A 13573-nucleotide genomic window follows, 5' to 3' on the forward strand; every position below is an offset into this window, starting at 1 on the left:
ATCGCACTCCGATAGGTGGATTTCCGGGCCGCCGCAAGGGCCGCTTCGAGTCCGCCGCTCCGGCGGGGGTCGCCGCGATCGCCTCCGCCGTGGTGCTGGTGGCGGCCGTGGTCAACCTGGTCCGGCGGCGCCCGGCGGCCGGTCGTGCGCCCGAGCCCGCCGCGCAGCGCGCCCCATGACCACACCGGCCGCCTCGTCCGCGATCCGGAACGCGTCGGTCTCCCCGAGCACCGTCGCCGCGACCTGCGCACCCTCGTAGAGCTGGTGGATCGCCGTCGCGGTGGCCCTGTCCCCGCCGGCGAACGTCAGGAAGAGCTCGCGCATCCACCGCTTCTCATCCCGGACGGCCTCCGCGGCGCCCGTCTCCCCGGCGCCCCCCACCTCAGCCCACGCGTTGACGAAGGCGCAGCCGCGATCGTGCGACTCCGCCCACTGCTCGGCCCGCCGGAAGAACTCGGTGACGGTCCAGTCGGTCGCGTCGAGGTGGTCGACGAGGTACCGCTGCCAGCGATGCCCGCGCCGGCGCAGGTAGGCCTCGACCAATCCGTCCTTGGATCCGAAGCGCTGGTAGAGGGTGCGCTTGGTGGTCCGCGCCTCCTCGGCGATGAGCTCCACGCCCACAGCCGTGATCCCCCGTGAGTAGAAGAGGTCGTCGGCGGCCGCGAGGATGCGCTCCCCCACGTCGGTCGTGGCGACGATCGGCCACGGTTCAAGGGCCACGGGCGTCTCCCCTCGGGTGCCGGCAGGTGCACTGACAGTATACCGGTCGGTATGCTTTGCTCCCTCCCATGACCAGGACATCGGTGGCCGTGGGATTCGTCCTGCTGTGGAGTTGCGGATTCGTCGGTGCCGCGTGGGGGACCGCGGCAGCCGAACCCGCGGCGTTGTTGGCGTGGCGGTACGTCATCACCGCCGGACTGCTGCTCGCCGTCACCCCGCTCATCCGCGCCCGATTCGGCCGCCGGGACCTCGGCCGGCAGTGCGTCCTGGGCCTGACCGCGCACGTGGTGTTCCTGGGCGGCCTGTTCGCCGCGGCGGCGTCCGGGGTCGACGCGGGGACGACGGCCCTGGTGTGCTCGGCCCAGCCCCTGCTCGTGGCGGCCGCCGGGGCCGCCTTCTGGGGCGACCGGCTGACACCGCGGCAGTGGACAGGGGTCGGGTTGGGGCTCGGAGCCGTGGCGATCTGCGTGGGCGGCGTGAGCGATCTCGGCCCCGCGCTCGCCCTGCCGGTGATCAGCCTGCTCGGCCTGACCTGTTCGGCGCTGCTGGAGCGTCGCTGGACACCGCGGGTCGACGTGGTGACCGCCCTGACGATCCAGGTGGGCGTCGCCGCGATCGTCTTTGTCACCGCCGCGCTGCTCACCTCGGGAATGACGGTCGAGCCGACCCCCCGACTGGCCGCCTCGCTCGCGTGGCTCGTCATCCCGGCCGGCCTCGGGGGCTACGGGGCGTACCTCCTCGCGCTGCGCCACCTCGGGGCCACCCACACGAGCATGCTGCTCTACCTCACGCCGCCGGTGGCTGCGATCTGGGCGTGGGCGATGCTGGGCGACCGGATCGGTGCGCCGCAGCTGATCGCGATGGTGTTGGGGATCGTCGCCGTTCTGCTCACCGTGAGCGCGGGACGGAACGATCACACGGAGCCGAGCCGGCCCGAGCAGAGCGGGCGGAACGACCGGTCCGGGACCGACCGGGCGGCGTCGCCCGTGTCAGGAGGCGAGGCGGCCGTGGGGCGGCGCCGCTGAGCTCCCAGCCACGCCTCCACGGGAGGCCTCCGCCGCCAACAGGGTCACCAACCGCTCGTAGGGCGACGGGCCGTTCTCGTTGGACTCGTACCGAGTGGCGTAGTCGAGGCTCCGATACCGTTCGAGCGCCTCCCGCGCCTCGTCCACCCGCCGCCGCAGGTTGGTGGCCCAGTCGCCGGGATGGTGCAGCACGTCGAGCCGGGCCGCCATCTTCGCGCGCGACCCGGGCAGGTCGTCGAGGATGTCGTCGTACACCTGGTCCGGCGCGAGGTCCGACCCCCGCACGGCGCTGCGCAGCAGGCTGTCCGCCTGGATCGCGCTGAGCGGATCGCCCGGCACCGCCACCCAGTAGGTGCGGTCGGGGATCGGCCCGAGGCGCCTGCCCGCGACGCCCTGGCCGCCCGGATCCTGGGTCCCCGGGAGCCACTTGTCGCGCGGCCGGAACGGATCCCCCACCATCCCCACCACCGCGACGCGGTCGAGCTGCTCGGGGTTCGCCTCGAGCCAGTCGTAGATCACCCGGCTCCCGCTGCACACGCCGACGAGCACCAGGAGATCCGACGGGTGCAGCCGGACCAACCGGTTGAGGTCCGCCACCCCGGCGGCGGCCGCCGTCTCCCACGTGTGCGAGCGGCGCGGGGTGATCACCCCGGGCGCGGGCCACTGGACCCGCACCGCGCGCGTGGCGCCGGTGCGTTCCACCAGTCACTCCAGGAAACGACCGAGTATGGCGGACGGCGGCCCGTATCCCCCGTCACTGTCGGCGATGAGTATGCGCACATTTCCCCCAGTTCGTAGCGCCCCTAAAAATATGACGCGACAGCATCAGTGTCCTACGAACGCCCCACCCGGGGAAGTGCTCCGACCCGTTCGGGTCACGATTCTCAGCATCTTCCTCATGTTGACGGCGCACCCGGGGCGGTCCCGCGTCAGGTCCCGCAGAAGGTGACGTGGGGGGCGGCGTCGGGCGGGGCCGGGGCGGCGTAGCGCCCCAGTCCGGGGCGCTCGGTGAAGGGATCGGCGACGACGACGAGGAGCTCCTCGAACGGACCCGTATCCCCGGCCGTGGCCGCGTCCAGGGCCTCCTCCACGAGATGGTTGCGCGGGATGTAGAGCGGGTTGACACGGGCCATCGATCCCGGGTCGGGGTCGAGGGCCCGCCACCTCGCCAGCCACGGATCCGCCAGGTGCCCGACCAGGCCGCGCACGGCGGTCGGGTCGCCCTCCGCCGCGGCGCCGAGTGCGCGGAAGAACCCGGTGAAGTCGGGGCGGGTCGCGCCGAGCAGGCGCGAGAGTTCGTCGATCAGCTCGTCCGCCTCCCCGGCCGGGGCCCCGGCCGGCAGGCCCAGCTTGGCGCGCATCCCGGCCGTCCACGCCCGCTGGTAGCGGTCGGGGAAGGTGCCCAGGACCTCGGTGAGGAGCCGGACCGCCTCGTCCCTGTCGGGGTCGACGAGCGGGACCAGGGTCTCGGCGAACCGCGCGAGGTTCCACTGCATGATCGGCGGCTGGTTGGCGTAGGCGTACCTGCCCTGGGTGTCGATCGAGCTGAACACCGTGGCGGGGTCGAACCCCTCCATGAACGCGCACGGCCCGTAGTCGATGGTCTCGCCGGAGATGGTCGTGTTGTCCGTGTTCATGACGCCGTGGATGAACCCGAGGAGCATCCACCGCGCCACGAGCTCGGCCTGGGCGCCGAGGACGGAATCGAACAACGCCAGGTAGGGGTTCTCCGCGCGGGCGGCCTCCGGGTGGTGCCGGGCGATGGCGTGGTCGGCCAGCCGGCGCAGCACCTCGTCGTCGTGGTTCGCCCGTGCGTACTGGAAGGTGCCCACCCGCAGGTGACTGCCGGCCACGCGGGCCAGCACGGCGCCGGGCAGGGGCCTCTCGCGCTGGACCGTGTCCCCGGTCGCCACCACCGCCAGCGAGCGGGTGGTCGGCACCCCCAGGGCGTGCATGGCCTCGCTGACCAGGTACTCGCGCAGCATCGGCCCGACTGCCGCGAGCCCGTCCCCGCCGCGAGCGAACGGGGTGCGCCCCGACCCCTTGAGGTGCAGGTCGCGCCCGTCGGGGAGCTCGCCCATCAACAGCGCCCGCCCGTCGCCCAGCCGCGGCGAGTACCCGCCGAACTGGTGGCCCGCGTACGCCTGGGCGACCGGGGTGGCGCCCTCGGGGACGTGGGTCCCGGCCAGCAGGCGCACGCCCTCGTCACCACGCAGGTAGTCGGCGTCCAGGCCCAGCTCCGCCGCCAGCGGCTCGTTGAGCACGAGGAGGCGAGGGACGCTCGCCTCCGCGGCCCTCCACGGCACGCCGAGCTCGGGGAAGTCACCGGCGAAGCGGGAACCGAGGACGAGGCCGGGCCGGTGCTGGGCTGTCATCCTCCCGACGGTACGTCAGAAGTACTGGGAGCCTCCGTCGACGCTGATGTGCTCGGCGGTGATGAACTTCGACTCGTCCGAGGCCAGGAACGCCACGACGTTGGAGATCTCCTCCGGCTCGGCCCAGGTCTGCTCGAGGAAGGTCGTGCCCATGAGGTTGAGCGGGGGGTTGGACTCGCCCACCTTCTCGAGCTGGCTCACCATGTCCCCGCCACCCATGGGGGTCGCGACCCCGCCCGGGTGGATGCTGTTGACCCGCACGCTCCTCGGCCCGAGCTCCGCGGCGAACGCCCGCGTCATGCCGACCAGAGCGTGCTTGGAGGTGGTGTAGTGCACCATGAACGGCTGCATCTTCTTGCCCGCGTAGGAGCTGATGAGGACGATCGACCCGCCGCCGGCGGCGATCACGTGGTGCGCGGTGGCCATCACCGTGTTCCACACGCCGGTGGTGTTGATGTCGAGGGTCGCGCCGAAGTCCGCGGGGGTGATCGTGTCCCAGACCTGCGGGATGCAGATCCCGGCGTTGGCCACCACCACGTCGAGACGGCCAAGCTCGGCCACCCCGGCGTCGACGATCGCCGTCATGCCCGGCAGGTCCCGCACGTCGCCGATCGAGAGCAGCGCCCGGCGGCCCAGCTCCTCCACCAGCCGTCGGGTCTCGTCCAGGTCCTCCGGCGTGGCCGGGTCGTACGGCACCGCGTCGGGGAGCGGTCCGGCCAGGTCGAGGCCGATGATGTCGGCACCCTCCGAGGCCAGCCGGACCGCGTGGGCGCGGCCCTGACCCCGGGCGACCCCGGTGATGAATGCGACCTTGCCCTCGAGCCTGCCCGCCATGACGATCTCCCATTCTCGCGGTGTGATCCACACCATAGTCCCGGGCGTGGCCGGGCGCGGTCGATCCGCGGGCACCGGCGCTTGTCCCGCCCTCCCCGCGGGGGGAAGATGGTCTCATCCGACGAGGAAGGTGCGCCGTGGCCAACAAGAAGTGGAAAGAACTGACCCCCCGCCAGCAGACCGTCATCCTGACCCTGGCGTCCGTCCAGGTGTCGCTGGCGGCCACCGCGTGGGCGGACCTGGCCACCAGGCCGGCCGAGAAGGTGAACGGCAGCAAGGGCAAGTGGGCCGCGATCATCGCGATCAACTTCGTCGGCCCCGCCCTCTACTTCCTCAGAGGCCGGCGGCCGTGACCACCGGGAGGCGGGCGGGGGCGGCCGGAGGGGTCCTCCTCGTTGTGGTCCTGGTCCTGGGGGCGTGCGCGGCCGGACCCAACGCCGACGTCTCCGCCGGCGGCGCCGGGTTCTGGCTGGGCCTGTGGCACGGCATCATCCTCCCCGTCACCTTTGTCATCTCCCTGTTCACCGACTCCGTGACCATCTACGAGGTGGTCAACGACGGGAACTGGTACGACTTCGGGTTCGTCCTGGGCTTGGCCCTGTTCTCGGGGCCGGCGATGGCCGGCGGCCGGGCGCGGCGCGGGGCCTGATGCGGATCCTGGTCACCGGCGGGGCGCGGTCCGGCAAGTCCCGGCACGCGGTGCGGCTCCTCGAGGAGGCCGGGGCGGTGACGTTCGTCGCCCCCGGCCTGCCGATCGACCGTCTCGACGACCCGGACTGGGCCGCCCGGGTCGAGCACCACCGCGCGCACCGGCCGGAGGTGTGGCGGACCGTGGAGTCGGCCGATCTCGCCACCGCGCTCGCCGAGGCGCCCGGGCCCGTGCTCATCGACTGCCTGGGCACGTGGCTCACCACGCTGGTCGACGGCCTGGGGCTGTGGGACGCGCCGTCGGACCACGCCCGCGCGGTGGTCGACGAGCACACCGACGCCCTCTGCGCGGCCCTGTCCGGCCGGGACAACGTGGTCCTGGTGACCAACGAGGTGGGCTCGGGCGTGGTTCCCGCCCATCGGTCGGGCGGACTGTTCCGGGACCTGCTGGGCGCGCTCAACCAGACCGTCGCCCAGTGCTGCGACGAGGTCCACCTGGTGGTGTGCGGGCGGGTGCTCACGCTGTAGCCGGCGCCGCCGCGCCGCGCCGGCGAGATCCCGCTGGGTGAAATAACGACCTACTCACCTGTCCCGGACGATAATCGGTGTCACCCGCGCCGCCGAGAAGGGACACCGTGAGCACCGAGCTGATCACCGAGAAGGCCGACGAACCCAGACAACCGTCGCCACTGGCCACCGTGGCCCACACGGTCGCGCTCGCCGCGCGCCGGCTGCCGGTCACCGCGGTCGTCGTGGCCGCGCTGCTCGTGACCGGCGTGGTGTCCGAGTCGCTGTGGCGCGCGGCCCACCGGGCCCCGTGGTTCGACGGCGTGGCCTACGGCGTCCCCGCGCTGGAGGGCGGCCGCTGGTGGACGGTGCTCACCGGGCCCTGGTTCGGGCTCACCCCGCTGCAGCACGTCTCGCTGCTCATCCTGGTGGCGCTGGGCTTCGGGCTGTCCGAGTGGCGGCTCGGCTCGGCCCGCACGGCGATGGTCGCGATCGGCGGCCAGCTCATCGGCGTCCTGGGCGCGTTCGCGGTGGTCGTCCCCGGCGACGCCGTGGGCTGGGAGTGGGCCACGGAGCTGTCGGTGGTGCTCGACGTGGGGTGCTCGACCGCGGTGATCGCGGTCCTCGCCGCCACCACGGCCACGCTGGTCTCCCCCTGGCGACTGCGCGCGCGGGCCGTGCTCTACGGCTATGTGATCGTCTCGTTCCTCTTCCTGGGGAGCTTCGCCGACCTCACGCACCTCATCGCCTTTGTGGTGTTCCTGCTCGTCGGCGAGCGCTTCTTCTCCACCACCGAACACGGACTGCGGCCCCGCACCCGCCGTGAGACCCGGCTGATCGTCTCCGCCGGCATGTGGTTCATCGCGGCCGTCCACATCGTGGTCTACTTCGTCCCCGCCGACGGCCCCCTCGGCCCGACCGAGGCCGACGACGTGAGCCTGGTCAGCATGCTCCTGTCCGTCCTCGTCGCGGCGGTCACAGCGGAGTTGCTGCGCCGCGGCTTCCGGGCGGCGTGGATGCTGGCCCTCGCGTACGCCCTCCTCACCGCGATCTCCACGCTGGTCGTCACGGTGCTGGTCGTGTCCGCCGATTTCGAGAGCCTCGGCGCCGTCACCGCCGGGACCGGCCTGCTCTGGGCCGGCGAGGCCGTACTGCTGGTGTCCGGCCGGAACGCGTTCGGCGTTCGGGTCCGGCGCCGCGTCACCGGGTCCGGCGTGCACTCCGAGGACGTGGTGGACCGCGTCCGCACCCTGATCCGGCGGCACGGCGGCAGCACCATGTCGTGGATGATCACCTGGCAGCCGATGAACTACTTCTTCGGGCCGGGCGCGGACGACCCGGCGAGCCCGGCCGATCCGGACGGCCGGGCCCCGGGGGTCGTGGGGTATCGCCATCACTTCGGCACCATGATCGCCCTGGCGGACCCCGTCGCGGAGCCCGGGGACCGCGACCGGCTCCTCACCGAGTTCGTCCGGTTCGCCGAGGCGCAGGCGGCCGTGCCGTGCCTGTTCTCGGTGTCCGGCGAGACCGCCGACCGGATGCGGGCTCACGGCTGGCGGTCGCTGCAGATCGCGGAGGACACCCTCATGGACCTGCCGGACCTGGCGTTCGGCGGCAAGAAGTGGCAGAAGATCCGCACCGCCATGAACAAGGCCGAGAAGAGCGGGACCTCCTACGTGTCCGGCCTGCTGCGCGAGCAGCCGTCGGGGATCCTGGCCCAGGTCCGCGAGATCTCCGAGCAGTGGGTCGGGGACAAGGAGCTCCCCGAGATGGGCTTCACCCTGGGCACCGTGGAGGAGGCGCTGGACGGCGACGTCCGCATCGCCCTGGCGGTGGACGCCGAGGGGGTCGTCCAGGCCGCGCTGTCCTGGCTGCCCGTCTACCGCGGCGGCGCCGACGAGGGAGCTGGAGCGGGCGGCGTCCGCGGCTGGACGCTGGACGTGATGCGCAAGCGCAACGGCCCCGGCGCCAACAACATGATCGAGTTCCTCATCGCCCGGTCCGCGCTGGAGTTCAAGGAGGAGGGCGCGGACTACGTCTCGCTCTCCGGAGCGCCGTTGGCGCGAAGTGGCGACGACGACGAGGTGGCCGTCCTCGACCGCGGCCTCGATCTGCTCGGCCAGGCACTCGAGCCGTACTACGGGTTCCGGTCGCTGCACCAGTTCAAGAGCAAGTTCAACCCCCGCATCGAGCCCGTCTACCTCTGCTTCCGCGACGAGGCCGACCTGCCGCGGATCGGCGTGGCCATCGGGCGGGCGTACCTGCCCGGTGCCACGACCCGCCAGCTCGCGTCTCTGGCGCGGTCGGGTGCCGGCAAGGGCACCGACGACGCCGACGCCTGACCCGGCGATGCCCGGCCCGGTGGGGGATACTTCCCGCATGACGTCGGATCTCCCCCTCACGGCTGCGGCGTTCCTCCGGGCCGCCCTCGACCGGCACGTCCCGGCCGCGACGACCGACGCGATGGGGGAGCAGATCATCGACGCGGCGATGCGGCAGTTCGAGCTGTTCGGGGTGACCCGGTCGACGATGGGGGATATCACTCGACGCTCCGGCCTGTCGCGGATGTCCCTCTACCGCCGGTTCGCCAACAAGCAGGAGTTGGTCAACGCCGTCCTGCTCCGCGAATCCGGTCGGATCCTGGCGGGGCTGAAGAAGGAGATAGACCGGTACGACGACGTGGAGTCCAAGCTCACCGAGGGGTTCCTCTACACCGTGGACACCCTGCGGGGGCACAGCCTGCTCAACCGGCTCCTGGAGAGCGAGCCCGAGGTGTCGGTCCCCTACCTCACCGTCTTGGCCGAACCACTGGTCCGCAGCAGCGCCGAGTTCCTGGCCTCGGAGATGGCCACGAGCCTGGACGACCGGCGGACCCACGAGGAGTTGCTCGTCGCCGCCGAGGTCGCCGTCCGGTTGGTGATCTCGTTCGTCCTCACCCCGTCCACCACGATCGACCTCGACGACCCGGACGTGGCGCGGGCGTTCGCGCGGACGCACCTCGGCCCGCAACTGCAGGGGCCGCGGGGTCGTCCCTCGGACCAGTAGGTCGCCGCAGGCCGTTGACACTGGGATCCCCCCTGCCTAGCCTGAGGTACAAAGAGACCCAGATTGTCACTCTGTACTCCCGGGGTCTCGCCACCCCGGCCCGCCCGGGCCGGAACGAAAGGGACCGCCATGACCGTGGACACGCCCGCACCGTCGATGTCCCGCGAGGAGTACGACGCCGCGCTGCTCCGGCTCTCCGAGGCGTCCGTGCGCCGCCACTTCGACGCGTTCGTCGACGTGCCCTGGGACCATCCCGACTTCCGGGTGGACCCCCGCGACGAACGGTGGGTGCTGCCCGCCGGGGTCGACCCGCTGGGCAGCCATCCCTGGTACCGGCAACTGCCGGTGGCCACGCAGATCGAGATCGGCCTGTGGCGCCAGGCCAACATCATGAAGATCGGGCTGCAGTTCGAGAACATCCTCATCCGCGGGATCATGCAGTACGTCTCGACCCTGGACAACGGCTCGGCCGAGTTCCGCTACCTCACGCACGAGGCCACCGAGGAGTGCCATCACACCCAGATGTTCCAGCAGGGCGTCAACGTCATCGGGGCCGACGTGCCCGGGCTCCCGCGATGGATCCGTCGGGCCTCCCCGGTCATCCCCCTGTTCGCCTCCCTCGCGCCGGTGGGCTTTTTCATCGGGGTCCTCGCCGGCGAAGAGCCCATCGACCATTCGCAGAAGCAGGTGCTCCGCAGCGCGGCGGATCTCCCGCCCGTGTTGAGCCGCATCATGGAGATCCACGTGGCGGAGGAGGCCCGGCACATCTCCTTCGCGCACACCTTCGTGGCCCGCCACGCCCCGCGGTTGGGCCGGGTGGACCGGATCGTCGCCTCGCTCGCGTTCCCCGTGATCATGCGGGTCCTGGGCGACGCCGTCCTCAAGCCGACGAGGGAGTTCCGCGAGGAGTTCGACATCCCCCGCGAGGTCGTGTCCGAGCTGTACTGGAACAGCCCGGAGTCCCGGGCGTTCCTGTCCGACCTCTTCTCCGACGTGCGCATGCTCGCCGAGCAGTCCGGGCTGATGAACCCCCTGGCCCGGCGCGTCTGGCGGGCCCTGAAGATCGACGGGCGCGCCTCGCGCTACCGGAGCGAGCCGCCCGTCACCTACTCTCCCCGCACCTGATGCCCCACGTCGTCACCCAGTCGTGCTGCGCGGACGCCTCGTGCGTCCACGCCTGCCCGGTCAACTGCATCCACCCGACCCCGGACGAACCGGACTTCGGCTCCGCCCACATGCTCTACATCGACCCGGACGTCTGCGTGGACTGCGGGGCCTGCGTGGGCGCGTGCCCGGTCGGGGCGATCGTGCCCGGCGACAGCCTCGCCCCCGACCAGCGCGTCTTCCTCGACCTCAACGCGGCGCTGAGCGATCCCGATCGGACCTACCCGCCGCAGGCACCGGTCCCCGGGCTCCGCCGGCTGGAGCCCGGGCGCGGGCCGCTGCGGGTGGCGATCGTCGGAGCCGGACCCGCCGCCCTCTACGCCGCCGACGAGCTGCTCAGGCAGCCGGGCGTCGAGGTGACCGTCTTCGACCGCCTGGCCGTCCCCCACGGTCTGGCCCGGCACGGTGTCGCGCCCGACCACCCGCGGACGCGTTCGGTCACGGACCTGTTCGCCCTCATCGAGGCCCAACCGGGGTTCGAGTACCGGCTCGGGGTGGAGATCGGCCGGGACCTGACCGCCGATCAGCTGGCCGCGCGGCATCACGCCGTGATCTACGCGACCGGCGCCGGCACCGATCGCCCCCTCGACGTCCCGGGCTCCGATCTCCCGGGCAGCATGTCCGCGACGGAGGTCGCGTCCTGGTACAACGCGCACCCGGACCATGTGGACACCCGGGTGCCGCTCCACCACCACCGTGCCGTGATCGTGGGCAATGGCAACGTCGCCCTGGACGTCGCGAGGATCCTCGTCACCCCCGCGGACTCGCTCGCCCGGACCGACATCTCGCCCACCGCCCTCGCGGCGCTGCGGGGCAGTCGCGTCCGGGAGGTCGTCGTGCTGGGTCGTCGCGGGCCCGCGCACGCCGCGTTCACCCTCCCGGAACTGGTCGGCCTGGCGTCGCGCCGGGACATCGACCTGCGGGTCCAGACCCCCGGCGCGATCGACCCCGACGCCGGCACCGACCGTCAGGGCCGCCTCCTGCTGGACCGCCTCGCGGAGGTGGCCGCCCGCCCGCCGCGGGCGGGGAGCCCCCGGATAGTCCTGCGGTTCCAGACCGCGCCGGTGGAGATCCTCGGCGACGAGCGGGTGGAGGGACTGCGGGTCGCCCGGACGGAGCCGACGGCCGGGGAGGGCGGGGGGCGGGCGGCCGTCATCCCGGGGTCGGAGGAGGTCCTGTCCGCGGGACTGGTGGTGCGGTCGGTGGGCTACCGCGGCGTGCCCGTGCCCGGCGTGCCGTTCGACCCGGTCACGGCGACCATCCCCCACCGGGCCGGCCGGGTCCTCGACCGTCCCGGCGGGGACGAGGTCCCGGGCGCGTACGTGGTCGGGTGGATCAAGCGCGGCCCGCGCGGGTTCATCGGCTCCAACAAGACCTGCGCGCGGGAGACCGTGGACGCGCTGCTCGCCGACGCCGACGCGGGGCGGCTCCCGGGTCGGGCGCGGGCGGGGTGGCCCCGACCCGACCTGCTCGGATAACATTGACACTCGTCAACTGATGGCGGGCCGCGACGCGGACACCCGGATCGCCGCCACCGGGGAAGAAGAGGTCACACCACCATGACGGCACCGATCGCCCCCACCCGCGAGGCCCTGTTCCGACCCCTCGAGGTCCGGGGCATGCACCTGGCCAACCGCCTGGTCATGTCGCCGATGACCCGGATGGGTTGCCCGGGCGGGCTGCCGGACGATGTCAATCGGGACTACTACGCCGACCGCGCCGCCGGCGGGACCGCGCTCATCGTCACCGAGGGCATCGGCGTGGATCACCCGACCTCGGTGGACCATTCCATGATCCCCCGCCTCGACGGCCCGGAGTCAGTTGCCGCGTGGCGGGTGGTGACGGACGCGGTCCACGCCGCGGGCGGCCGGATCCTCGCGCAGCTCTGGCACGTGGGTCCGCTGTGGGGCGCCAACGCGCGATTCGACCGCCCCGACCGGGATCGTCTGATGCAGATGCACCCGATGCGCCCGTCCGGGCGGTGGGGCACCCCGGGGGTCACCACCTACTCCGAGCGCAGCATCGCCCGCTGGTCGCCCGAGGTGGCGCCGATGACCGAGGCGGACATCGCCGAGACCATCGCCGCCTTCGCCCGGTCCGCCGCGCTGGCCGTCCGGGCCGGGTTCGACGGCGTGACCCTCCACGGGGGTCACGGCTACCTCCTCGACTCCTTTGTCTGGGCCGACACCAACCGGCGCACCGACTCCTGGGGCGGGGACCTGGCCGCGCGCAGCCGCTACCCCGCCGCGGTGGTGGCCGCGGTGCGCGAGGCGATCGGGCCGGACACCCCGCTGTTCTACCGCTTCTCCCAACACACTCAGCAGGACTACACCGTCCGCAAGGCCACCACGCCCGGGGAGCTGGGCGTCTACCTGGGCGCCCTCGCCGATGCCGGGGTCGACCTGTTCGACGCCTCCACCCGCCGCTTCGACGATCCCGCCTTCCCCGACCTCGAGGGGGACGACGGCACGGTGACCCTGGCCGGATGGGCCCGCCGACTGACCGGTCTGCCCTCCGGCGCGGTGGGCGGGGTGGGCATCGGCACCTCCCTGCGCGAGCAGAAGTCCGGCAAGCCGACCCACTCCGCGGACAACATCGACGCCGTGGTGGCGGCCATGGAGCGCGGCGAGTTCGACCTCATCTCCCTGGGCCGCCTCCACCTGGCCGAGCCGGCGATCGCCCGGGTCCTGCGCGAGGCCGGTCCGCTGCCGGAGTTCGTGCGCGAGGTCCACGAGATGCCGCTGCGCCAGGCCGAGGACTGACGGCCCGAACGTCGGCCCACGCCGTCACGGGTGTCGGCCGACGCCGTCCCCTAGTCGACCGACGGCGCCCACTGCACGCCGTTGATGTGCGAGCCGCCGTCGACATACAGCGTGTTTCCCGTGAGGTAGCGGCTGGCGTCCCCGGCGAGAAAGGCGGCGACCGGCCCGATGTCGTCGAGCGGGTCACCCACGCGGCCCATCGGGTTGGCCTCGGCCATCGCCGCCGCCATCTCCGGGTTGGCCTCGGCGACGCGCCTGTACGCCTCGCTCTGCGCGCCCGGGCAGATCACGTTGCAGCACACCTGCCGCGGCGCCCACTCGCGTGCCGCGGTGCGGGTGAGCGTACGGAGCGCCTCCTTGGCCGCGTTGTACTGCACCGAGTACATGTGGGCGTTGACGCCGTTGAGCGAGCAGAGGTTGATCACGCGCCCGGTGCCGCGCTTCTCCAACTCCGGCAGGGCGGCCTGCATGGCCCAGAAGGCGGCCATCACGG

The 13573-nt window shown here is 72.6% G+C and carries 14 protein-coding genes; 9 read left to right on the forward strand and 5 right to left on the reverse strand.

What is annotated here, in order from left to right:
- Positions 1-111 precede the first annotated feature (111 nt).
- Positions 112-720 (reverse strand): TetR/AcrR family transcriptional regulator, encoded by a 609-nt coding sequence (locus B4M60_RS09220; RefSeq protein WP_291082614.1) that lies wholly within the window; start codon positions 718-720, stop codon positions 112-114.
- 68 nt (positions 721-788) lie between these two features.
- Between B4M60_RS09220 and B4M60_RS09225 the strand changes: the two genes are divergently transcribed.
- The gene (locus tag B4M60_RS09225) at positions 789-1745 is read left to right on the forward strand and encodes a DMT family transporter (RefSeq protein WP_291082617.1); all 957 of its coding nucleotides are present in this window, start codon (positions 789-791) and stop codon (positions 1743-1745) included.
- On the opposite strand, the gene B4M60_RS09230 is transcribed toward B4M60_RS09225, so the two are convergent.
- The 3 genes from B4M60_RS09230 to B4M60_RS09240 all read right to left on the reverse strand — a co-directional run bounded on the left by B4M60_RS09230 (position 1710) and on the right by B4M60_RS09240 (position 4954).
- The gene (locus tag B4M60_RS09230) at positions 1710-2447 is read right to left on the reverse strand and encodes a hypothetical protein (RefSeq protein WP_291082620.1); all 738 of its coding nucleotides are present in this window, start codon (positions 2445-2447) and stop codon (positions 1710-1712) included. The two genes, B4M60_RS09225 and B4M60_RS09230, sit on opposite strands and share 36 nt — an antisense overlap.
- Before the next feature lie 227 nt (positions 2448-2674).
- A complete protein-coding gene (locus tag B4M60_RS09235) occupies positions 2675-4120 on the reverse strand; it encodes a protein adenylyltransferase SelO (RefSeq protein ID WP_291082623.1) in 1446 nt (481 codons plus the stop codon).
- Between the two features lie 15 nt (positions 4121-4135).
- The gene (locus B4M60_RS09240; RefSeq protein WP_291082651.1) at positions 4136-4954 is read right to left on the reverse strand and encodes a mycofactocin-coupled SDR family oxidoreductase; all 819 of its coding nucleotides are present in this window, start codon (positions 4952-4954) and stop codon (positions 4136-4138) included.
- A gap of 137 nt (positions 4955-5091) precedes the next feature.
- On the opposite strand from B4M60_RS09240, the gene B4M60_RS09245 reads away from it, so the two are divergent.
- From B4M60_RS09245 to B4M60_RS09280, 8 genes are all read left to right on the forward strand, one after another.
- Positions 5092-5307, forward strand: a complete 216-nt coding sequence (locus tag B4M60_RS09245; protein WP_291082626.1) for a hypothetical protein — start codon at positions 5092-5094, stop codon at positions 5305-5307.
- Positions 5304-5603: a hypothetical protein gene (locus tag B4M60_RS09250; RefSeq protein WP_291082629.1), complete on the forward strand. Its 300-nt coding sequence runs from the start codon at positions 5304-5306 to the stop codon at positions 5601-5603. The genes B4M60_RS09245 and B4M60_RS09250 overlap by 4 nt, the downstream gene beginning before the upstream one ends.
- The gene (locus B4M60_RS09255) at positions 5603-6130 is read left to right on the forward strand and encodes a bifunctional adenosylcobinamide kinase/adenosylcobinamide-phosphate guanylyltransferase (protein ID WP_291082633.1); all 528 of its coding nucleotides are present in this window, start codon (positions 5603-5605) and stop codon (positions 6128-6130) included. Before B4M60_RS09250 ends, B4M60_RS09255 begins: the two co-directional genes overlap by 1 nt.
- A 107-nt stretch (positions 6131-6237) precedes the next feature.
- Positions 6238-8451, forward strand: a complete 2214-nt coding sequence (locus B4M60_RS09260; RefSeq protein ID WP_291082637.1) for a bifunctional lysylphosphatidylglycerol flippase/synthetase MprF — start codon at positions 6238-6240, stop codon at positions 8449-8451.
- 37 nt (positions 8452-8488) lie between these two features.
- Positions 8489-9154 (forward strand): TetR/AcrR family transcriptional regulator, encoded by a 666-nt coding sequence (locus tag B4M60_RS09265; protein WP_291082640.1) that lies wholly within the window; start codon positions 8489-8491, stop codon positions 9152-9154.
- Positions 9155-9283: 129 nt separating this feature from the next.
- A complete protein-coding gene (locus B4M60_RS09270; RefSeq protein WP_414646775.1) occupies positions 9284-10279 on the forward strand; it encodes an AurF N-oxygenase family protein in 996 nt (331 codons plus the stop codon).
- The gene (locus B4M60_RS09275) at positions 10279-11796 is read left to right on the forward strand and encodes an FAD-dependent oxidoreductase (protein WP_291082643.1); all 1518 of its coding nucleotides are present in this window, start codon (positions 10279-10281) and stop codon (positions 11794-11796) included. The genes B4M60_RS09270 and B4M60_RS09275 overlap by 1 nt, the downstream gene beginning before the upstream one ends.
- Positions 11797-11877: 81 nt before the next feature.
- Positions 11878-13080, forward strand: a complete 1203-nt coding sequence (locus tag B4M60_RS09280) for a 12-oxophytodienoate reductase (protein WP_291082646.1) — start codon at positions 11878-11880, stop codon at positions 13078-13080.
- Positions 13081-13130: 50 nt separating this feature from the next.
- Here B4M60_RS09280 and B4M60_RS09285 read toward each other — a convergent pair.
- Positions 13131-13573, reverse strand: a 443-nt coding sequence (locus tag B4M60_RS09285; RefSeq protein WP_291082648.1) for an SDR family NAD(P)-dependent oxidoreductase, incomplete at its 5' end; no start/stop codon positions are given.

The sequence above is a fragment of the Dietzia sp. UBA5065 genome (genome assembly GCA_002415925.1).
Taxonomy (GTDB): Bacteria; Actinomycetota; Actinomycetes; order Mycobacteriales; family Mycobacteriaceae; genus Dietzia.